Annotated in this window: 15 protein-coding genes and 3 tRNA genes; 10 read left to right on the forward strand and 8 right to left on the reverse strand. The window is 56.0% G+C overall.

The window, feature by feature from the left end:
* Positions 1-86: 86 nt before the first annotated feature.
* The 3 genes from ptrA to recD are packed head-to-tail and all read left to right on the forward strand — an operon-like array spanning position 87 to position 8,361.
* Positions 87-2,975 carry a pitrilysin gene (gene ptrA, locus GC090_RS04340; protein WP_324020937.1) on the forward strand — a complete coding sequence of 963 codons (2,889 nt, stop codon included), beginning with the start codon at positions 87-89 and terminating at the stop codon, positions 2,973-2,975.
* Entirely contained in the window at positions 2,972-6,511 is a 3,540-nt protein-coding gene (recB, locus tag GC090_RS04345; RefSeq protein ID WP_324020939.1) for an exodeoxyribonuclease V subunit beta, read from the forward strand. Before ptrA ends, recB begins: the two co-directional genes overlap by 4 nt.
* Positions 6,508-8,361, forward strand: a complete 1,854-nt coding sequence (gene recD, locus GC090_RS04350; protein ID WP_164482534.1) for an exodeoxyribonuclease V subunit alpha — start codon at positions 6,508-6,510, stop codon at positions 8,359-8,361. Before recB ends, recD begins: the two co-directional genes overlap by 4 nt.
* Positions 8,362-8,395: 34 nt before the next feature.
* Here the strand turns inward: recD and argA are convergent, their stop codons facing one another.
* Positions 8,396-9,724, reverse strand: a complete 1,329-nt coding sequence (gene argA, locus GC090_RS04355; protein WP_033739589.1) for an amino-acid N-acetyltransferase — start codon at positions 9,722-9,724, stop codon at positions 8,396-8,398.
* Between the two features lie 233 nt (positions 9,725-9,957).
* Between argA and amiC the strand changes: the two genes are divergently transcribed.
* Entirely contained in the window at positions 9,958-11,202 is a 1,245-nt protein-coding gene (amiC, locus tag GC090_RS04360) for an N-acetylmuramoyl-L-alanine amidase AmiC (protein WP_033739588.1), read from the forward strand.
* Positions 11,203-11,319: 117 nt separating this feature from the next.
* On the opposite strand, the gene dsdA is transcribed toward amiC, so the two are convergent.
* The 4 genes from dsdA to GC090_RS04380 all read right to left on the reverse strand — a co-directional run bounded on the left by dsdA (position 11,320) and on the right by GC090_RS04380 (position 13,178).
* Positions 11,320-12,648, reverse strand: a complete 1,329-nt coding sequence (dsdA, locus tag GC090_RS04365) for a D-serine ammonia-lyase (protein ID WP_324020941.1) — start codon at positions 12,646-12,648, stop codon at positions 11,320-11,322.
* A 176-nt stretch (positions 12,649-12,824) separates the two neighbouring features.
* A tRNA-Met gene (locus GC090_RS04370) sits at positions 12,825-12,901 on the reverse strand.
* A gap of 61 nt (positions 12,902-12,962) precedes the next feature.
* Positions 12,963-13,039: transfer RNA gene (locus tag GC090_RS04375), tRNA-Met, on the reverse strand.
* A gap of 62 nt (positions 13,040-13,101) precedes the next feature.
* Positions 13,102-13,178: transfer RNA gene (locus tag GC090_RS04380), tRNA-Met, on the reverse strand.
* Positions 13,179-13,382: 204 nt separating this feature from the next.
* On the opposite strand from GC090_RS04380, the gene mltA reads away from it, so the two are divergent.
* Positions 13,383-14,531, forward strand: a complete 1,149-nt coding sequence (gene mltA / locus GC090_RS04385; protein WP_039338403.1) for a murein transglycosylase A — start codon at positions 13,383-13,385, stop codon at positions 14,529-14,531.
* Between the two features lie 49 nt (positions 14,532-14,580).
* Positions 14,581-15,381 carry a tRNA cyclic N6-threonylcarbamoyladenosine(37) synthase TcdA gene (gene tcdA / locus GC090_RS04390; protein ID WP_006120786.1) on the forward strand — a complete coding sequence of 267 codons (801 nt, stop codon included), beginning with the start codon at positions 14,581-14,583 and terminating at the stop codon, positions 15,379-15,381.
* Positions 15,382-15,487: 106 nt separating this feature from the next.
* Here the strand turns inward: tcdA and csdE are convergent, their stop codons facing one another.
* Both csdE and csdA read right to left on the reverse strand, forming a co-directional pair.
* Positions 15,488-15,937, reverse strand: a complete 450-nt coding sequence (gene csdE / locus GC090_RS04395; RefSeq protein WP_324020943.1) for a cysteine desulfurase sulfur acceptor subunit CsdE — start codon at positions 15,935-15,937, stop codon at positions 15,488-15,490.
* Positions 15,938-15,939: 2 nt separating this feature from the next.
* Entirely contained in the window at positions 15,940-17,148 is a 1,209-nt protein-coding gene (gene csdA / locus GC090_RS04400) for a cysteine desulfurase CsdA (protein ID WP_324020945.1), read from the reverse strand.
* Between the two features lie 207 nt (positions 17,149-17,355).
* Between csdA and GC090_RS04405 the strand changes: the two genes are divergently transcribed.
* The 4 genes from GC090_RS04405 (at position 17,356) to rlmM (ending at position 20,370) form a co-directional block, all read left to right on the forward strand.
* Entirely contained in the window at positions 17,356-17,577 is a 222-nt protein-coding gene (locus GC090_RS04405; protein WP_006120783.1) for a YgdI/YgdR family lipoprotein, read from the forward strand.
* Between the two features lie 336 nt (positions 17,578-17,913).
* Complete coding sequence (locus GC090_RS04410) at positions 17,914-18,831, forward strand: transcriptional regulator GcvA (RefSeq protein WP_006120782.1); 918 nt, start codon at positions 17,914-17,916, stop codon at positions 18,829-18,831.
* A gap of 50 nt (positions 18,832-18,881) precedes the next feature.
* A complete protein-coding gene (locus GC090_RS04415; protein WP_014605150.1) occupies positions 18,882-19,277 on the forward strand; it encodes a DUF423 domain-containing protein in 396 nt (131 codons plus the stop codon).
* Positions 19,270-20,370: a 23S rRNA (cytidine(2498)-2'-O)-methyltransferase RlmM gene (gene rlmM / locus GC090_RS04420; protein WP_039338395.1), complete on the forward strand. Its 1,101-nt coding sequence runs from the start codon at positions 19,270-19,272 to the stop codon at positions 20,368-20,370. Before GC090_RS04415 ends, rlmM begins: the two co-directional genes overlap by 8 nt.
* Before the next feature lie 39 nt (positions 20,371-20,409).
* Here the strand turns inward: rlmM and xni are convergent, their stop codons facing one another.
* Entirely contained in the window at positions 20,410-21,168 is a 759-nt protein-coding gene (gene xni / locus GC090_RS04425) for a flap endonuclease Xni (protein ID WP_324020947.1), read from the reverse strand.
* Between the last annotated feature and the right edge of the window lie 15 nt (positions 21,169-21,183).

Below are 21,183 nucleotides of genomic sequence, written 5' to 3' on the forward strand. Positions count from 1 at the left end.
GGTAATGAAAACATCAAAAAGTTTGTTGTACTTTCAGCCGTTAATGCGCTCGCAACGCGGCTTTTGGGTAACGTAAGAGGTTTTACATGCGCACACATGCACGCTTGATCGCCGCCATTCTGCTGGGCTTACTGGCGCTGGCGGTACAAGCCGAAACCGGCGCGGGCTGGCAGCCTGTCAACACGCCCATCGGGAAAAGCGAACAGGATCCGCGTCAGTATCAGGCCATCACGCTGAATAATGGCATGACGGTGCTGTTGGTTTCAGATACTCAGGCGCCGAAATCCCTTGCTGCGCTGACATTGCCCATTGGCTCACTGGATGATCCCGCGCAGCAGCCCGGCCTGGCGCACTATCTTGAACATATGGTGCTGATGGGCTCAACGCGTTACCCACAGCCTGACAGCCTTGCCGATTTTCTCAAGAAACACGGTGGCAGCCATAATGCCAGCACCGCCTCCTGTCGCACGGCTTATTACCTCGAAGTCGAAAACGATGCGCTTGAGCCTGCCGTCGATCGTCTGGCCGACGCGATTGCCGAACCCTTACTGGATCCGGTCAATGCCGATCGGGAACGCCATGCGGTCAATGCGGAGCTGACCATGGCACGGTCCCGTGACGGTTTGCGCATGGGACAGGTCGGGGCTGAGACGATTAACCCGGCGCACCCGGCCGCGCATTTTTACGGCGGCAATCTGGATACCCTGCGCGATAAGCCCGGCAGTAATCTGCATCAGGCGCTGCTGGACTTTTACCACACGCACTATTCAGCCAATCTGATGAAGGCGGTGATCTACAGTAATAAACCGCTGGCAGAGATGGCGACCATCGCCGTGAATACGTTTGGGCGCGTGGCTAACCACAATGCCAGCGTTCCCGCGATTACCGAGCCGGTCGTCACGGAAGCCCAGCAAGGCATCATTATTCACTATGTGCCGGCGCAGCCGCGTAAGCAGTTAAAAATCGAGTTCCGTATACCGAATAACAGCGACCGCTTTCGCAGTAAAACGGACACGCTTATCAGCTATGTCATTGGTAACCGCAGCCCCAATACGCTGGCCGACTGGCTGCAAAAACAGGGCCTGGCCGACGGCGTCAGCGCGGGGGCCGATCCGGTGACCGAGCGCACCAGCGGCGTGTTCTCCATCAGCGTGTCATTAACGGACAAAGGTCTGGCACAACGTGATGAGGTCGTCGCGGCTGTTTTTAGCTATCTCGCGATGCTGCGCAAAAAAGGTATCGACCAACGCTATTTCGATGAAGTTTCGCATGTGCTGGCGCTGGACTTCCGTTATCCGTCAATCACCCGCGACATGGACTATATTGAGTGGCTGGCGGATACGATGCTGCGTGTCCCGGTTGAGCACACGCTGGATGCGCCTTATCTGGCCGATCGCTACGATCCCGCGGCTATCAATGCTCGTCTGGAAAGCATGACGCCAGCGCAGGCGCGAATCTGGTACATCAGCCCGCAGGAACCGCATAACAAGCTGGCCTATTTTGTGAATGCGCCTTATCAGGTTGATAAGATAACGGCCCAGACGTTGACGCAATGGCAACAGCGTGGCCAGGCGATTCAGCTCGCCATGCCGCGCTTAAATCCCTACATTCCCGATGCGTTTACCCTGGTGTCGACTGACAAAACCTACCGTCATCCGGTTAAGCTCGACAATGATTTCGGGATGCGTATTTACTGGATGCCAAGCCAGTTCTATGCCAGCGAGCCAAAGGCCAGCATCACCGTCGCGCTGCGAAATCAGCAGGCGATCAGTGATGCGCGTCAGCAGGTACTGTTCGGCCTGAATGATTATCTGGCAAGCCTGGCGCTGGATGAACTGAGTTCCCAGGCGTCTATTGGCGGCATCAGTTTTTCAACCAGCGAAAACGATGGTCTGGTCTTTAATGCCAGCGGCTTTACACAACGCCTGCCTGACCTGCTTAAGCAGTTAGTTAATCGCTACAGCACTTTTCAGCCCAGCGAGGCACAGCTACAACAGGCCAAATCCTGGTATCTGGAGCGTCTGGATGCCGCAGAGAAAGGAAAAGCCTTCGAGCAGGCGATCCAGCCTATGCAGCTCTTATCCCAACTGCCTTACACGCAACGAGACACGCGCCGTAAGCTGGTCAACGGGATTACACTGAAGGATGTCGTGGCCTATCGCGATGCCTTAATTAAAAATGCCACGCCAGAAATGATGGTGATCGGTAACCTGAGTGCTGACAGTGTGACGCAACTGGGACGCGAGCTGAAACAGCAGATGCAGTGCGACGGTACGCACTACTGGCACAGCAATTACCTCAGTGTCGAAAAGCCGCTTAAGGCGAATCTGGAGCAGCACGGCAGCAGCACGGACTCTGCGCTGGCGGCGCTCTATATTCCCCTGGGTTATGACGAATACCAGAGTATGGCCAACAGCGCGATGCTCAGTCAGATTGTCCAGCCGTGGTTCTATAACCAACTGCGTACCGAGGAGCAGTTAGGTTATGCCGTGTTTGCGTTCAGGATGCCGGTAGGGCGTCAGTGGGGGATTGGCTTTCTGCTGCAAAGTAACAGTAAGCCACCCGCTTATCTGATGCAGCGCTATCAGGCGTTTTATCCCCAGGCGGAACACCGCCTGCGCTCGATGAGTCAGGCCGATTTTGTGCAGTATCAGCAGGCCATGATCAACGATTTGAAACAGCGTCCACAAACGCTGAATGAAGAGGCCGACCGTTACAGCCGCGATTTTGATCGGCAGAATTACGATTTTGATACCCGACAAAAGCTGATGGAGCAGGTTCAACAGCTTACCCCTGCCGGACTGGCGGACTTCTTTCACCAGGCCGTCATGCAGAAAAAGGGCATGGCAATGACCTCTCAAATCGCCGGTAGCGGCGAGCATAACATCGCGTTCGCACCGTTACCGGGCTGGCGGACCTGGCCAGAAATCGCCAAATTACAGCAGTCTTTGCCGGTCAAGAGTGAAACACCATGACGGCGTCCAGACCTGAACCGTTAAACCCCCTAACGCTGCCCCTCAACGGCGAGCGGTTAATTGAAGCCTCAGCGGGCACCGGTAAAACCTTTACGATTGGTCTGCTTTACCTGCGTTTGTTATTAGGGCTGGGGGGCGAGAACGCCTGGCGCAGGCCGCTGTCAGTCGAAGAGATCCTGGTGGTGACTTTTACAGAAGCCGCCACGGCGGAGTTGCGCGGCCGTATTCGTGACAATATTCATCAGCTTCGGCTCGCCTGCGTGCGGGGTAAAAGCCATAACACCATGCACCAACAGCTGATTGAACAGATAGCGGATTTGCCCCAGGCGGCCTCGCTGCTGCTGGCGGCTGAGCGGCAAATGGATGAAGCGGCGATTTTTACCATTCATGGTTTTTGCCAGCGCATGCTCAACCTGAATGCCTTTGAGTCAGGCATGTTGTTCGAGCAGGAACTCATCGAAAACGAACAAACGTTACTCCGCCAGGCCGCGGCGGATTTCTGGCGTCGCCAGTGTTATCCCCTGTCACTGGATGTGGCCCGGGTGATCGCGGCGGAGTGGAGCGGCCCGGACAGTTTGTTGACGACGTTACGGCCCTGGCTGCAGGGGGAATCCCCCAGGCTGAAGCGTCCGCCTCGCGCAGACGAAACGCTGGCATCACGTCATACCGCTAACCTGCAACGCATCCAGGCCCTCAAGCAGCAGTGGCAGACTGTCTGTGCCGATATCGAAGGGATGATCGCGGCTTCCGGCGTCGACAAACGCAGCTACAGCAGTAAGCACTTACCTAACTGGGTGGCGAAAGTGACTCAGTGGGCACAGAGCGATACGCTGGATTACCAGTTTCCTAAAGAGCTTGAACGCTTTGGCCAGCAGGTGCTGCACGAAAAAACCAAAAAGGGCGAGGCACCGCAACATGCGGTGTTCGATGCCGTCGATGGCTTTCTTGCCGAACCGCTGACGCTCCGCGATATCATCATCTGGCAGGCGCTGAGCGAGGTGAAAGAAACGGTGCAGCGGGAAAAACGGCAGCGTGCCTTGCTGGGATTTGACGATCTGTTAAGTCGTCTGGATGAAGCGCTTCAGCAGCCGGGCGGGGCGCTGCTGGCCGAAACTATTCGTGGCCGTTTCCCGGTGGCCCTGATTGACGAGTTTCAGGATACCGACCCGCAACAGTACCGAATCTTCCGTACGCTGTATATTCAACAGCCGGATGTGGCGTTGCTGCTCATTGGCGATCCCAAGCAGGCGATCTATGCGTTTCGCGGCGCAGATATTTTTACCTACTTACGCGCTCGTAGTGAAGTTAGTGCTCACTATACGCTGGAGACGAACTGGCGCTCATCGCCCGCGATGGTGAACAGCGTCAACCGCCTGTTTTCACAGGTTGACGCACCCTTTTTATTTTCTTCCATTCCGTTTCTTCCGGTCAGCCCGGCCGCCCCGAATCAGGCGTTAACGCTGGTTTACCATGATCAGCCCCAGCCAGCCTTGCGCTTCTGGCTCCAGCCGGGCGAAGGTGTTGGAGTAAGTGATTACCAACAATTTATGGCCCAGCAGTGTGCGGCCGATATCAGCCGCTGGCTGGCGGCCGGTCAGCAGGGCAAGGCGCGGTTAGGGAAAGGCGATGCACTGCAGCCGGTTAAGGCCTCGGATATCACCGTACTGGTGCGTAGCCGCAATGAAGCCAGTCTGATTCGTGACGCGCTGAATAAGCTGGCCATTCCGTCGGTCTATCTTTCCAGCCGCGACAGCGTTTATACCACGCCTGAAGCGCGCGAGCTGTTATGGCTGTTGCAGGCGGTGCAGTCACCTGAACAGGAGCGACTGCTGCGTAGCGCGCTGGCCACGTCCATCTTTGCTATCGATGCCGCCCAACTTGATGCGCTGGCGCAAAACGAACGTGAGTGGGATGCGCTGGTAGAGCAGTTTGTCAGCTGGCAGCAGATCTGGCAGCAACGTGGCGTACTGCCCATGTTGCGCGATGTAATGATTAAACGGCAGTTGGCGGAAAATATGCTGGCTTCCGAAAATGGCGAGCGGCGCTTAACCGATCTGATGCATCTGGGCGAATTACTGCAGGAAGCGGCAACGCAGCTCGACAGCACGCATGCTCTGGTGCGTTTCCTGGCACAGCAAATTGCCCGCCCTGACAGCCAGGCCGCCAGTCAGCAGCTGCGTCTGGAAAGCGATCGCCATCTGGTGCAGATCGTCACGATTCACAAATCCAAAGGCCTGCAGTATCCGCTGGTCTGGCTGCCGTTTGCGGCCGGATTTCGCGAAGCGGCCAGCGCCCTGTATCACGACCGTGAAAGTTTTGCTGCCATGCTCGACGTACAGGGCGATGCACAGAGCCTGACGCTGGCGGAAGAGGAGCGACTGGCCGAGGATTTACGGCTGCTCTATGTCGCGCTGACGCGCTCGGTTTACCACTGCAGCGTGGGTATTGCGCCCCTAATCAAAGGCGCGCGTAAAAAAGAGGGCGACAGCGATCTGCATAAGAGCGCGCTGGGCTACCTGGTACAGCGCGGTGAGAGCGGCGATGCCGCCGTGCTCAGTCACCATCTTGAGGCGCTCGCAGGCGAAGGGATTGAGGTGATACGGAGCGAGCTGCAGCCCGGCGCGAAGTGGCAGGACAGCGAACACCGCGAGAACGCGCTGAGCAGTCGGGAAATGACCCGAGCGCTGGCGGACAGTTGGCGCGTCACCAGTTACTCCGGATTACAACAGCACGGCAGTTCCCCCCTGCTGGATGCTTTGCCGAAATTCGATATTGATGCTGCTGGTGAGGCGGTTGAGGATGAAGAGCCCTTGTTAACGCCGCACCACTTCCCCCGCGGTGCGGCTCCCGGCACGTTTCTGCACGGGCTGTTTGAGGCCATGGATTTCACTGAGCCGCCGGACGCATTCTGGCTGGAGGATCAGCTTCAGCAACAGGGCTATTCCCTGAACTGGCTGCCCGTGATTCAGCAGTGGATCGCCCGCGTACTGACCACGCCGCTCAACAAAGACGGCTTAACCCTGGACTGCATCCGCAGCGCTGATCGGCTGATTGAGATGGAGTTTTACCTGCCGATCAACCGCCTGCTGACGGCTGCCGATCTGGATGCGCTGATGCGCCGGTACGATCCACTGTCGCAGCGCGCTGCCGCGCTGGATTTCCGTCAGGTGAGAGGCATGTTAAAAGGCTTTATTGATTTGGTATTTCGCTGGCAGGGAAAATATTATCTGCTGGATTACAAATCGAACTGGCTGGGTGACAGCCATACCGCGTATACGCAGGAGGCGATGGCGCAGGCCATGATCGACCATCGCTATGACCTGCAATATCAGCTGTACACACTGGCGCTGCACCGGTATCTGCAGCACCGCCTGGCGGGCTATGATTACCAACAGCATTTTGGCGGCGTCTTTTATGTATTCCTGCGCGGGGTGGATGGCACCTCTGCCGATAACGGCATCTTTACCACTCGTCCCGATCCCGCCTTTATTGAGGTACTGGATGCATTGTTTGGTCATACAGAGGAGAGCTTATGAGTGATATAAACGCCTTGCTGCTTCAGGCAGTCGAAAAGCGTTTACTGCGTCCTCTGGATATTCAGTTTGCCCGCCTGATTGCAGATGAGACGCAACCCTTTCGGTTGCTGGCAGCGGCCTGTGTGAGTGCCGACGCGGGCGAAGGACATGTCTGCCTGCCGCTGGCTAACCTGAATGAGGCTGGGCTGTTCTCCGGTCGTCAGCCCGCACTGGCACAGGCACTGTGGCAGGCCGCAGGCGCGCCCGATGAAGCAGAGCGGCATGCACAGTTGTCCAGTTGGTCAGCGGTGAGCGATGGCCGTGTTGTCACGCCCCTGGTGCTGAGTCACCAGCGTTTATACCTGCACCGGCTCTGGCAAAGTGAAGGCCAGGTTGCCCGGTTTTTCTCATTGCAGCCGGATAGCGGGACGTTCGATTCGCAACAGGCACGAGATGTTCTGCAGACGTTATTTGGCCGTCAACCTGACGACTGGCAAAAAATTGCTGCTGCGGTGGCACTGACCCGTAAAACCGCCGTTATTTCAGGCGGACCCGGTACCGGCAAAACCACGACGGTGGCGAAATTGCTGGCGGCGCTGATTCGCCTTAATCCCGAACCTCTGCGCATACAGCTGGCGGCACCGACAGGGAAAGCGGCAGCCCGTCTGACCGAATCCCTGGGAAAAGCCCTGCAGGGACTGGCGGTGGACGATGACGAGCGTGCGCGTTTTCCTGCTGAAGCGACCACGCTGCATCGCCTGCTTGGCGCACAGCCTGACTCGCAGCGCATGCGCTACCATGCGGGTAACCCGTTACACCTGGATGTGCTGGTGGTTGATGAAGCGTCGATGGTTGATCTGACGATGATGGCAAAACTGATTTCCGCCTTGCCGCCTCACGCCAGAGTGGTGTTTCTGGGCGATCGCGATCAGCTGGCTTCGGTTGAAGCCGGAGCGGTGTTGGGGGACATTTGTCGTTGCAGCGAAACCGGCTTCAGTCCGGCGCGCGCCGCACAACTGGTGACGCTTACCGAATGTGCGCTTACGGGCAGCGATGACGATACCGCGCCTGCCGTTCGCGACAGCATTTGTCTGCTCCGCCAGAGTTACCGCTTTGACGAAAAGTCCGGTATTGGCCAGCTTGCCCGCACCGTCAACCAGGGCGATGCGCGCCAGATGAGTAAGGTGTTCGCCGCCGGACATGCTGACCTGTCTTTTCAGCCGCTGAATGACGGTGAGGCATATCAGACCATGCTGAACGAGGTGGCGCAGGGCTATCAGGACTATCTGGATGCCGTTCAGCGTCAGGCTGCGCCAGAACAGGCCATTGCGGCATTTAGCCGTTATCAGCTCCTGTGTGCCCTGCGTGAAGGGCCATTCGGTGTGCACGGATTAAATCAGCGCATCGAACAGCGTCTGATGCAGCTGCAGCGCATCCGGCGTCCTGCACTGGGCAGCCGCTGGTATCCGGGACGTCCGGTGATGATCACCCGCAACGACAGTGCCCTGGGGCTGTTTAACGGCGATATCGGCATTACGTTGCGTGATGCTGAAGGGCAACTCAGGGTGTTTTTTCCGTTGCCAGACGGCAGCGTGAAAGCGATTCAGCCCAGCCGTTTGCCGTCTCATGAAACGGCATGGGTGATGACGGTGCACAAGTCGCAGGGTTCAGAATTTGATCATACCGCGCTGGTCATGCCGACGCAGTTTTTGCCGGTCCTGACCCGTGAGCTGGTTTACACGGCCATTACCCGCGCACGCAAACAACTGACCCTTTACAGCGATCGCGCGATATTTGAACGGGCAGTCCAGCTGCAGACGCAGCGGCGAAGTGGCCTGGTGGAAAGGCTGGGGGCGGAAACGCAGGGATAACACGTCGGGCGGCGGGATGGCCGCCCGGCTGCCATCAGGTTAAATCGGCCATCAGCACCTTGGAACGGCGCTGGTAGTTGTACATCTCTTTCTTACTCTCCGGCAGCGACTCGATATCCACCGGCGTGAAGCCGCGCTCCTGGAACCAGTGGATACTGCGTGTGGTTAACACAAACAGTTTTTCCAGCCCCATCTGCTTCGCCTGAAGTGCAACGCGTTGCAGCAGCAGCTCTCCGCGTGAGGAGCTGCGGTAATCCGGATGGACCGCAACGCATGCCATTTCGCCAATCTTTTCATCCATAAACGGATAGAGCGCGGCGCAGGCGATGGTCAGGTTATCCCGCTGAATGATGGTGAATTTGTCGATCTCCATTTCCAGCTGTTCGCGTGAACGGCGTACCAGAATCCCTTGCTGCTCCAGCGGACGAATCAGCTCCAGAATGCCACCGATGTCGTTGATCGTGGCCCGACGAATCTGCTCGGCGGACTCCATGACAATCTGCGTACCAATGCCGTCGCGCGAGAAGAGTTCCTGTAACAGGGCGCCGTCTTCCTGATAGCTGATCAGATGGCTGCGACGGACGCCGCTGCGACAGGCTTTAACGGCGCCACGCAGAAAGCGCACCGTGCCAGACAGAAAATCGCCATCGCGTTCCATTTCATCAATGCGTGCCTGAGCGTCATTGGGAAATAACTCCGAAACAATGTTGCCTTCACGATCGATTACGCCCTGTTCCGAGCAGAAGCCAATCATTTTTTCTGCTTTAAGCTTAATTGCCAGCTGCGTGGCCACTTCTTCAGAAGTCAGGTTAAAACTTTCACCGGTCACTGACACGGCCACCGGACCCAGCAGCACAATGGCATCGTTGTCGAGCTGGCGGTGAATAGCCTCTTCATCAATACGACGAATGCGACCGCTGTGACAGTAATCGACGCCGTCATCCACGCCGAGCGGCTGGGCAATGATAAAGTTGCCGCTCACCACGTTGATATGTGCGCCCTGTAACGGAGTGTTGTTCAGGCTCATGGAAAGGCGGGCGGTAATATCCAACTGAAGACGGCCTGCGGCCTGCTTTACCAGCTCCAGTGATTGCGCGTCGGTTACGCGGGTATATTTGTGGTAAGCCGGTTCCAGCTGGTTTGCGGCGAGGCTGGCATCAATCTGCGGACGTGCGCCGTACACGACGACTAAACGAATGCCAAGGCTGTGAAGCAGGCCAATATCGTTGACGATGCTGGAGAAATTTTCATGCTCAATGGCCTCACCGCCAAGCATGATGACAAATGTCTTATCCCGATGCGCATTGATATAGGGAACGGTATGGCGAAAACCCTGAACCAGTTCAGTACTACGTTCCTTCACGGCTAACCCTCAGTGAATCTTTATTCGTATTTTCTGTATTTTTATGCCTTTGGCGGCCATTTTGCAAGCGCTAATCCTGACGTTTATTTACGTTTTTTCAGGTGATAACGCCGCTAACAGACTGCATTATTTAGAGTTTCCGGGGTGACATCGTCAGCCGGATTGGATAAAGTTTTCGCCGCCATTTTATTTGGTTGCCGTTTTTTTAAACACGATATAACAGCTGGAGTGGCATGTCGGAAGGTCATCCCCTTATTTCACGTAGACGATTATTAAAAGGTACTGGGGCACTGCTGCTGCTCAGCGTAAGCGGTGTGGGCATCGCGGCCACCAGCCATATTATGGCGGTTCGCATCTGGCCCTCTTCAACCTATTCGCGCATGACGCTGGAATCCAATGTTGCCCTTAAGTATAAGCAGTTCGCACTGACGAATCCGGACCGGCTGGTCATCGACATTGAGAACCTGCACCTTAATTCGGTCCTTAAGGGCGTTAACCAGCACGTCAGGGTGGACGATCCTTTTATCAAAAACGCCAGGGTCGGGCAGTTCGATGCCAATACCGTGCGGGTGGTGCTGGAACTGAAACGCAACGTCTCGCCAAAAATCTTCAGCCTTGCACCGGTCTCCAGTATTCAACACCGGCTGGTGGTCGATCTCTACCCCAGCCAGAATACGGTAGAAGATGATCCACTGCTGGCATTACTGAAAGATTACAACCAGGGCGATCTGGATAAAAATGAAAGCGTTCAGCCGCCGTTACCCGGTAAAGCCGGGCGCGATCGCCCTATCATTATCATGATCGATCCTGGCCATGGTGGGGAAGATCCGGGCGCGCACGGTAAATACAAAACCCGTGAAAAAGACATTGTGTTGAAGATTGGCCGCCGCCTTAAGGCGCTGATTGAGAAAGAACACAATATGAAGGCGTACATGACGCGTAACGAGGATGTGTTTATTCCTCTGCGGGTTCGCGTGGCCAAAGCCCGTAAACAGCGGGCCGATCTGTTCGTCTCCATTCATGCGGATGCGTTCACCAGCCGGGCCGCACGGGGCTCCTCTGTGTTTGCCCTTTCGACCCGGGGGGCGACGTCAGCCGCGGCGCGTTTTCTGGCGCAAACCCAGAATGAATCCGACCTGATTGGCGGCGTCAGCATGAGTGGCGATCGCTATCTGGATCACACCATGTTTGATATGGTGCAGCGCCAGACGATCCATGACAGCCTGAAGTTTGGCAAAGAAGTGCTGCACCGGATGGGGCGGATTAACCATCTGCACAAACGCACTGTGGATCAGGCCGGTTTTGCGGTGCTGAAGGCACCGGATATTCCCTCGATCCTGGTGGAAACCGCGTTCATCAGCAACGTCGAAGAAGAGCGTAAACTCCGCACCACGCGCTATCAACATCAGGTCGCCGAGGCCATTCTGGAAGGCATTAAGGCCTATTTCAAAAACGGGGCGGCGCTGGCACACCGTTAAGCAGCCGGGCAGGAAAAATCACCCGCCCGGCCTTATCTGCTGTCAGGGTTTGTCGTCAGAAGAAGAACAGGGACCGGGTTGCGTGGCGTTCCTGTCTCGCCGGCGATGTGCGTCCACTTAGCGGCCTTTTGCCAGGTAGTGCGCCATTTCCTGTTCCGGCACCATGCCGCCGCCCGTCGCCCAGACCAGGTGAGTGGCCTGTCGTAACTGTGTTGGGCCGAAGTCGTGCAGCGCGTGATAGTGCGCTGAACCACATACGTGCTGTGGACCGATCATCCCGGCCAGCGCAGAAGGTTCAAGCCGCAGACCTTCTTCCTGCGCCAGCCAGCCGAGCATGTCGTACATGCGCGCATCATCAAGTGTGTAAATGCCACCCAGCAGACGTTGCATGGCTCTGCCCACAAAGCCGGACGCCCGGCCTACCGCCAGACCATCCGCAGCCGTGACATTATCAATACCTATGTCCTGTACGGAAATGCCGTCGTGTAAGCCCGTTGTTATGCCCAGCAACATGCAGGGCGAATGAGTGGGCTCCGCAAACAGACAGTGAACATGGTCACCCCATGCCAGCTTCAGGCCAAACGCGACGCCGCCGGGGCCACCGCCTACGCCGCAGGGCAGGTACACAAATAAGGGATGTTGGGCATCAACCACGCGACCCTGTTGTTCAAACTGCGCTTTCAGCCGTTGGCCTGCGACCGCATAACCTAAAAACAGCGTGCGGGAGTTTTCATCGTCAATAAAGAAACAGTTGGGGTCCGATGCGGCCGCTTTGCGTCCTTGCCCGACCGCCACGCCGTAATCCTGTTCATATTCCACCACCGTTACGCCATGGCTGCGCAGTTTTGCTTTCTTCCATTCCCGGGCATCCGCCGACATATGAACGGTTACGTTAAAGCCGAGGCGGGCGCTCATGATGCCAATCGACAGCCCGAGATTGCCGGTCGATCCCACGGCAATACGGTACTGGCTAAAAAACTGCCGAAGCGTGGGGGAGAGCAACGTGCGGTAATCCGCCTCCGGGGACAGCAAACCGGCAGCTAATGCCAGTTTCTCGGCATGATTCAGGACTTCATAAATGCCGCCACGCGCTTTGATGGAGCCAGAAATCGGCAGGTGGCTGTCTTTCTTCAGCAGCAGTGTGCCTGCAATTTTCTGGCCGTACGCCTGTTCCAGCCGGGCCTGCATGGCGGGGATCGCGACCACATCCGATTCGATTATACCGCCCGTGGCGGCGGTTTCAGGAAAGGCCTGAGCCAGCAAAGGCGCAAACCGCTTCAGGCGGGCATGGGCGGCTTCAACGTCCTGCTCTGTCAGACCCACAAAGGGCAGGGCGTCGGCGACGGTTGTGGTGGCAGGATTGAACCAGATGGTTTCTTTCAGCGCGATCATATCCGCAACCGGCGGATACTGTGCAGCAAGTGCAGCAATGTTGAAGGTATTCATAACAGACCTTGTCGTGTCCGGATGAATCATAAAAGCAGAAACGGGTTGGCCAGAGCAAGATCTGTTGCGACATTCGCGTGCGGTCTGATCTCACTGCGTGTCTGAGCGGTAAAAAGGAGAGGGGGATTGACTGACGGAGGCCAGAAACAAAAAAACACCTTCTCAGGTGTTTAAAGTGGTTGCGGGGGCCGGATTTGAACCGACGACCTTCGGGTTATGAGCCCGACGAGCTACCAGGCTGCTCCACCCCGCGTCCGATTGCGCATAGCGACTTTCACATTGTCCCTTCTGAGTGAGCATTATCTCAGAAGAATTGGTTGCGGAGGCCGGATTTGAACCGACGACCTTCGGGTTATGAGCCCGACGAGCTACCAGGCTGCTCCACCCCGCGTCCGATTGCGCATAGCGACTTTTCACATTGTTTCTTCTGTCTGAGCAAAACTACAGAAGAACTGGTTGCGGGGGCCGGATTTGAACCGACGACCTTCGGGTTATGAGCCCGACGAGCTACCAGGCTGCTCCACCCCGCGTCCGTGGATGCGCACTATACTCCGCACGATGATTGTTGCAACCCCTTTTTGCCCTAAAAGGCTAAATTTGCTGTTAATTGCTGAAGGATTCCACCAATTGGTGATTTATTGCACCGATATCCGTTATGACGAAAGAGGATGGATTTCATTCTGATGACGGCTTTGCTATCGTCGCGTGGCGAACACTTATAAAAAGAGATGAAGATGAAAGGACGTTGGGCGAAGTACGCACTTACTGGCGCATTTTTAGCGCTTCTGGCGGGCTGTAGTTCTAAGCCGACCGATCGGGGTCAACAATATAAAGACGGAAAACTTGATCAGCCCTTAGCGCTGGTGAATCAACCTAACGCCAAAGGCCGTCCGGTTAACGGCAGAGATTTTGGGCAACAGATTCAGCAAATCCAGGCGGCCGCTTCGGGTTTGTTTGGCCGTAACAACAGCACTTACAGTGCGGTTGAAAACTGGCTGATGGCGGGGGGCGATACACGACAGTTGCGCCAGTTTGGGTTAAATGCGTTTCAGATGGAAGGCACCGATAATTACGGTAACGTCCAGTTCACGGGCTACTACACGCCGGTCGTTCAGGCACGCTACACGCGACAGGGCGAGTTTCAGTACCCTATTTACCGCATGCCGCCGCGCAAACGCGGTCAGAAATTACCCAGCCGCGCATCGATATACAGTGGGGCGTTGGACGATCGCTACGTCATTGCCTGGAGTAACTCACTCATCGATAACTTTATTATGGATGTGCAGGGCAGCGGCTATGTCGATTTTGGTGACGGACGTCCGATGAGCTTTTTTGGTTATGGCGGCAAAAACGGCTGGGGTTATCATAGCATCGGTAAAGAGCTGATCGACCGGGGCGAGGTCAAGCGTGAAGACATGTCAATGCAGGCCATTCGCCAGTGGGCTGAGGAACATTCACCCGAGGAAGTGCGGGCGCTGCTAGAAACTAACCCCTCCTTTGTCTTTTTCAAACCCGAACCTTATGTGCCGGTACGTGGCGCGAGCGCGGTGCCGCTGGTGGCGAAAGCCTCTGTGGCATCCGATCGTTCACTGATTCCTGCCGGAACGGTGCTGCTGGCGGAAGTGCCGCAGCTCAATGAAAAGGGCAAATTCAACGGGAAATATGAAATGCGGGTGATGGTGGCGCTGGATGTCGGCGGCGCGATCAAAGGCCAGCACTTCGATATCTATCAGGGCGTAGGGCCAGATGCTGCCCATCTGGCGGGATTCTATAACCATTATGGTCGTGTGTGGGTGCTGAAATCAGCACCGGGAGCCGGTCAGCCGCTGTTCAGCAACGCGCAGAGCAACAACAACGGCAGCCTGCTGTTAGGCGCTAACTAAATTTTGAAGCGGCGGGCGATCGGGCCCGCGCTCAGTAACAGGTTCAACTATGAAAGTGTTAAACGATGCCTGGCACCAGCGATTTGGTGGCACGGCACGTCTTTATGGGCAGTCGGCGTTGCAGCATTTCGCTGATGCCCACTTCTGTGTGATTGGTATTGGCGGCGTGGGCTCCTGGGCTGCCGAGGCACTGGTAAGAACCGGCATCGGCAGGATTACCCTGATCGATATGGATGATGTCTGTATCACCAACACCAATCGTCAGATACATGCGATGAGCGGCAATGTGGGTAAAGCCAAAACGGACGTGATGGCCGAGCGTCTGCGCGCCATTAATCCTGACTGTGAGGTGATCTGTATTGATGACTTTATCACCCCGGAAAACACGGCGACGCTGCTGACTGCCGATATCGACTATGTGATTGACGCTATCGATAGTGTGCGCCCCAAGGCGGCGCTGATTGCCTGGTGTCGACGCAATAAGATTCCCCTGATCACCACGGGCGGCGCAGGTGGGCAAATCGATCCCACGCAAATCCAGGTGACTGACTTAGCGAAGACCATCCAGGATCCGCTAGCAGCTAAATTACGCGAGCGGCTTAAACAGCTGGGCGTGGTAAAAAACAGCAAAGGCAAGCTGGGCATCGACTGCGTTTTCTCTACAGAGGCGCTGGTTTATCCGCAGGCGGATGGCTCGGTTTGCGCTTCACGCAGCACAGCGGAAGGGCCGAAAAGAATGGATTGTGAATCCGGATTTGGCGCAGCCACGATGGTCACCGCCACCTTTGGCTTTGTTGCCGTTTCGCATGCCCTGAAGAAATTTCTGGCACGGGCCGCGCGCCAGGCGTAATGCTAATCTGCCGTGCAACGCGGTTGTACGGCTTTAGCCCGCGTTTGCCAGGCCGCCAGCCTGACCTGATTAGCTAAACACTGGCCGACGACTGCGCCATGAGCGGTTAACCCAGCGCCCGTTGCGCATGCTGCTGGACGGCATCGGCCAGCGCTTTCAGGCCGCTACTGCGTGAGGCGCTAAGCTGCGCACGCAGGCCCAGCGATTCAAACAGATCCAGCGGATCGGCCGCCAGTAATTGCGCGGGCGTCTGGCCTTCAACAGCGGTGAGCAGCACGGCCAGCAAACCACGAACGATGCGACCTTCGCTGTCACCGTAAAAATGCAGGGAACCTTCTTCCCGGATCTGGCTGCCCAGCCAGACGCGATTCTCGCAACCACTCAGCTCACTGTTCGGTGTTCTTAATGCGTCAGGTAAGGCCGGCAACTGTCGGCCAAGTAAAATCAGCTGCCGGTAGCGATCCTCCCACTGCCGACAGTGAGAGAAGGTTTCTTTCAGATCCGCAGGCGTAATTTCAACACCGAACGGATGCGGGGCAAGCAGGGATGCGTGCATGATTAAAACTCCGATAACAACGCGACAGCGCTGTGCATAGCGCGCAGCAGCGCATCGACGTCCTGTAAATTATTATAGGGGGCAAACGATACGCGCAGCGTCCCCTCAACGCCCAGTGCCGCCATTAACGGTTGGGCACAATGTTGACCCGCACGTAAGGCGATCCCATGCTCTGCCAGCAGTGTCACGATATCGCTGTGATGAATTCCCTGAATGTCGAAGGCCAGCAGGCTGGCCTGGCCACAACGGAAACTGCGAAAGCCCGGCAGTTCTGCAAGCTGTTCCTCGGCCAGACTGGCTAACTGCTGGCTCCAGATCTCCGCTTTAGACATATTATGCTGTTGCAGCCAGCTCAGCGCGGCACTCAGTCCGGTCACGCCCGCCACGTTTGGCGTACCGGCCTCAAAGCGCCAGGGCACCGGCTGGGGCGTAAAGCCGGTGAAGTCGACCTTCGTCAGCATCTTACCGCCGCCCTGCCAGGGGGCCATCTCTTCCAGCAATTCCGCTTTACCGTACAGCACACCGATGCCCATTGGGCCATAGAGCTTGTGGCCGGAAAAGGCATAGAAATCAATATCCAGCGCCTGTACATCCGGTGGGCAATGTACGACGCCCTGCGCGCCATCGACCATAACTTTTGCGCCTGCCGCATGGGCAAGAGCGATGGCCCGGGATAAATCGGGGCAGCCGCCTGTGACATTGGACATCTGACCCAGCGCGAGCAGACGCGTCCGGTGAGTGATCAGTGAGGGCAGCACGGCGATATCGGGCAGGCGATCCTCACCGATTGGCCATTTTACCACGCGCGCGCCCGTGGCCTGTGCGACCATGAGCCAGGGAACCAGATTGGCGTGGTGCTCGGCTTCGCTGACGAGGATTTCATCGCCGGGCTGTAAACGCGGGGCTAACCAGCTTTGCGCCACCAGGTTAATGGCTTCGGTGGTACCGCGCGTCCAGACAATCTGCCGGTTACTGGCGGCATTGAGCCACTGCGCCACCTGGCCCCGCGCCTGCTCATACTGCTCGGTTAACCGGCGGGCCGCTGCAAACTGGCTACGATGAACCGTACCGGCGCTCAGGCTGTAGAACTGCTGAGTCGCCTCGATTACCGCCTGCGGTTTTAGCGTGGTGGCGGCGCTGTCGAGATAAACACCCGCGTCGCTCAGGGCAGGAAACTGCTGCCGGAATGAAGAAGGATTAAAGGCACGCATACATAGCTCGTTGTTAATTTTCAGACTCAGGCTGAAAGATGGATGTCTGTCTGGCAAAGCTGGAAAAGCGGGTTATGCTGAATATTGCAAGGTAAAAACTTCACCCGCATGGCGATACGACATTCTGATAGTCGATCCCACTTGACCATTTCTCGGGTCAGCGTAACGCGGGCGGTTTGGTGCAATCAATCTGCAAGGAGATAGAAGATGAAAAAACTCGCCGCAATGCTGGCCGTTTGTACAATGGCCTTTACCCTGGCTGCCTGTTCAAGCAACTACGTAATGCATACCAATGACGGACGCACTATCGTTGCTGAAGGTAAACCAAGAGTCGATACTGATACCGGTATGATTAGCTATAAAGATGCGAATGGCAATGAGCAGCAGATTAACCGTTCAGATGTGAAAGAAATGGTTGAGATGAAGTAATCCGCGCATAAAAAAAGCACCGCAATTCGCGGTGCTACTCAATATCACAATGGACAGACAGGGTAAATCTACAGGAAATAAAAAAGCTTGATCTGTAAAGGTCAGATCAAAATTGCAAACACAACATCACGACCACAAGCCAAAAGCTTTCAGAAAATCTGCGAACTCACTCACAAATCTAAAAACTTTTCGTTCCGGCTCAGGAAGTACCGCAACTATAGGTATTTGCTGGAGCTTCCTCAACGGACAATTTATAATGTCTCGGATTATAAATTCTAATACGTTAAGGCTTTGTATTAGTCCGCGTATTTTTTGCCAGGCTGGCTATGGATAACCATGTCAAAACGTCTTCCTCCCCTGAATGCACTGCGGGTATTTGATGCCGCAGCACGCCATTTAAGCTTCACCAAAGCCGCTGAAGAGCTGTTTGTGACCCAGGCTGCTGTCAGTCACCAGATCAAATCACTGGAAGATTTTCTGGGACTGAAGCTGTTCAGACGGCGAAACCGGTCGCTTTTACTCACCGAGGAAGGCCAAAGCTACTATCTGGATATCAAAGAAATTTTCTCTGCGCTCAACGAGGCGACGCGTAAACTGCAGGCACGCAGCGCCAAAGGGGCGTTGACGGTGAGTTTGCTGCCAAGCTTTGCGATTCAGTGGCTGGTCCCGCGTCTTTCCAGCTTTAATCTGGCTTATCCGGGAATTGACGTCCGCATTCAGGCGGTCGATCGGGATGAAGAGAAGCTGGCCGATGATGTGGATGTGGCCATTTTCTATGGCCGGGGAAACTGGCCAGGCCTGCGGGTCGAAAAACTCTATGCCGAATATTTGCTGCCGGTTTGTTCGCCGTCGCTGATGACGGGGGAAAATCCCCTGAAAACGCCCATGGATCTGGCTCGTTTTACACTGTTGCATGATGCTTCCCGCCGTGACTGGCAGGCGTATATCCGTCAGTCAGGCGTCCAGCATATCAATGTGCAACAGGGGCCCATTTTCAGCCACAGCGCGATGGTGCTGCAGGCGGCCATCCATGGGCAGGGCGTTGCCCTGGCCAATAACGTTATGGCGCAAAGCGAAATCGAAGCGGGACGGTTGATTTGTCCGTTTAATGACGTTTTAGTGAGCAAAAATGCTTTTTATCTGGTTTGTCATGACAGTCAGGCAGAACTGGGTAAAATAGCCGCCTTTCGACAGTGGATCCTCGCCAAAGCGGCTACCGAACAAGAAAAATTCCGCTTTCGTTATGATCAGTAACTTTTTTATTTTTTTGCAGGGACCTGCAAACGCACCTTGAGGATACATTCATGTCCAGACGTGCCATGTTTATTTTTGCGGCCATCAGTGGGTTTTTCCTGGTGGCATTTGGTGCTTTTGGTGCTCATGTGTTGAATAAAACGCTGGGAGCGACTGAAATGGCCTGGATTCATACCGGGCTGGAATACCAGGCTTATCATACGCTGGCTGTGCTGGGACTGGGAGCGGCGATGCTTTATCGCTGTAATATCTGGTTCTACTGGAGCAGCGCCTCTATGGCACTGGGTACCGTATTATTCAGCGGCAGCCTCTATTCCCTGGCGCTGTCGCACTTAACGTTTTTTGTTTTTATCACGCCAGTCGGGGGGCTGTTCTTCCTCGTTGGCTGGCTATTGATGTTGATTGGCGCACTGCGTCTTAAAACCAAGGCAGAACGCCATGAATAAAGTTTTACTGTATTGCCGCGCTGGCTTTGAAAAAGAGTGTGCGGCGGAAATTAGTGCTAAAGCCGCCGAGCGCAATGTTTACGGCTTTCCTCGGGTTAAAGAGGATGCAGGTTATGTCCTGTTTGAGTGCTACCAGCAGCCCGATGCGGAGAGACTGATCCGCGAGTTGCCGTTTGAGCAGTTGATTTTTGCCCGTCAGATGCTGGTTGTTGGCGAACTGCTGCGGGATCTGCCCCAGGACGATCGTATTTCCCCCATCGTAGGCATGTTAAGCGGCGTGGTGGAAAAGGGCGGGGAACTGCGTGTTGAAGTGCCGGATACCAACGAAGCCAAAGAGCTCACCAGGTTCTGCCGCAAGTTTACCGTCCCGCTGCGCGCCAGCCTGCGTGAGAGCAAAATCCTGCTCAACTATGAAAGCCCAAAACGCCCGGTCGTGCATGTGTTCTTTATCGCCCCCGGCACCTGCTACGTCGGGTATTCACTGCCGGAGAACAGCTCACCCTTTTATATGGGCATTCCGCGTCTTAAGTTCCCGTCTGATGCGCCGAGTCGGTCCACGCTTAAGCTGGAAGAGGCCTTTCACGTTTTTGTTCCGGCCGATGAGTGGGATGAACGTCTGGCCAGTGGAATGTATGCCGTCGATTTGGGGGCCTGTCCAGGCGGCTGGACCTATCAACTGGTACAGCGCAGCATGATGGTTTACGCCGTGGATAACGGGCCGATGGCGCCCAGCCTGATGGAGACCGGCCAGGTTTTTCACGAGCGTGAAGACGGTTTCCGTTTCCGTCCGCCCCGCACCAACATCAGCTGGCTGGTCTGCGACATGGTGGAAAAGCCGGCTCGCGTGGCGAACCTGATGGCGGACTGGCTGGTCAACGGCTGGTGCCGCGAAGCCATATTTAACCTGAAACTGCCCATGAAGAAGCGCTACGAAGAAGTCACGCAGAATCTGGCCATGATCGAGCAGCGGCTCAATGAAAATGGCGTTAACGCGCAGATTCGGGCACGTCAGCTTTATCACGATCGTGAAGAAGTGACAGTGCACATTCGTCGCATCTGGGCCGCTGTCGGTGGCCGCCGCGACGAGCGTTAACCCTGCTGACCGGGCACGATTGTGCCCGGTCTGATATGATTAGCCGCCATGGTAACGCAGTAAATTCAGATTCCCTTCCAGCACCAAATCCTGTTTCAGCCGGGCCACATCGCGGCTGATCAGCGCCATCTCCTGTCCGGCCTGTAACTTATTACGCCATTTGGTCGGCACCTGATCCAACTGCTGATACAGCGATTCCAGTGAACCAAACTGCTGTAGCAGTTCCCGGGCGCTTTTGGGGCCAATGCCTGCGATGCCGGGAATTTTACTGCTGCTGATGCCGCACAATCCCCAGTAGTCAGGCAGCAACGCGGGTGCAACGCCGAATTCGGCTTCAATAAAAGGCACATCCAGCCAGCGCTTTTGAAAATAGTCACGGATGCGAATCGTCGGTGCCAGTAACTGGCAGTAACCTTTGTCGGTTGAAACGATGGTCGCCTGATGACCAGCCTGCGCCATTTTGACCGCCAGCGTCGCCGCCAGATCGTCGGCTTCATCCTGGTCGGCTATCCAGCAACTGACGCCCGCGTTTCGAAAGGCGTCCTTCAGCGCGGGCATTTCGGCCTGCAAATCGTCGGGCATCGGTGGGCGTCCACTTTTATAGTCAGGCAACAACTGGTGCCGCCATCCCTGATGGCGGGCTTCACCATCAAACACCGCCATCACGTGCGTCGGCCGCGTGTGCCCCAGAAGCTGACGCAGCGCGCCTACGCAACTGTCGACGCAGGGCGAGCCTTGTACCGCATGCAGGCGACGAATTAAATTGAGGGCGTCAACAATGAGTAAGTGAAGAGACATAAGATATGGGCAGCC

The organism is Pantoea sp. JZ29, from assembly GCF_035190385.1.
GTDB classification, from domain to species: Bacteria; Pseudomonadota; Gammaproteobacteria; order Enterobacterales; family Enterobacteriaceae; genus Pantoea; species Pantoea stewartii.

Bases quoted from the DNA above. Each gene is read 5' to 3' on its own strand.
- ptrA (WP_324020937.1), top strand. From the start codon at position 87: ATGCGCACACATGCACGCTTGATCGCCGCCATTCTGCTGGGCTTACTG.
- recB (WP_324020939.1), top strand. From the start codon at position 2,972: ATGACGGCGTCCAGACCTGAACCGTTAAACCCCCTAACGCTGCCCCTC.
- recD (WP_164482534.1), top strand. From the start codon at position 6,508: ATGAGTGATATAAACGCCTTGCTGCTTCAGGCAGTCGAAAAGCGTTTA.
- amiC (WP_033739588.1), top strand. From the start codon at position 9,958: ATGTCGGAAGGTCATCCCCTTATTTCACGTAGACGATTATTAAAAGGT.
- dsdA (WP_324020941.1), bottom strand. From the start codon at position 12,648: ATGAATACCTTCAACATTGCTGCACTTGCTGCACAGTATCCGCCGGTT.
- mltA (WP_039338403.1), top strand. From the start codon at position 13,383: ATGAAAGGACGTTGGGCGAAGTACGCACTTACTGGCGCATTTTTAGCG.
- tcdA (WP_006120786.1), top strand. From the start codon at position 14,581: ATGAAAGTGTTAAACGATGCCTGGCACCAGCGATTTGGTGGCACGGCA.
- csdE (WP_324020943.1), bottom strand. From the start codon at position 15,937: ATGCACGCATCCCTGCTTGCCCCGCATCCGTTCGGTGTTGAAATTACG.
- csdA (WP_324020945.1), bottom strand. From the start codon at position 17,148: ATGCGTGCCTTTAATCCTTCTTCATTCCGGCAGCAGTTTCCTGCCCTG.
- GC090_RS04405 (WP_006120783.1), top strand. From the start codon at position 17,356: ATGAAAAAACTCGCCGCAATGCTGGCCGTTTGTACAATGGCCTTTACC.
- GC090_RS04410 (WP_006120782.1), top strand. From the start codon at position 17,914: ATGTCAAAACGTCTTCCTCCCCTGAATGCACTGCGGGTATTTGATGCC.
- GC090_RS04415 (WP_014605150.1), top strand. From the start codon at position 18,882: ATGTCCAGACGTGCCATGTTTATTTTTGCGGCCATCAGTGGGTTTTTC.
- rlmM (WP_039338395.1), top strand. From the start codon at position 19,270: ATGAATAAAGTTTTACTGTATTGCCGCGCTGGCTTTGAAAAAGAGTGT.
- xni (WP_324020947.1), bottom strand. From the start codon at position 21,168: ATGTCTCTTCACTTACTCATTGTTGACGCCCTCAATTTAATTCGTCGC.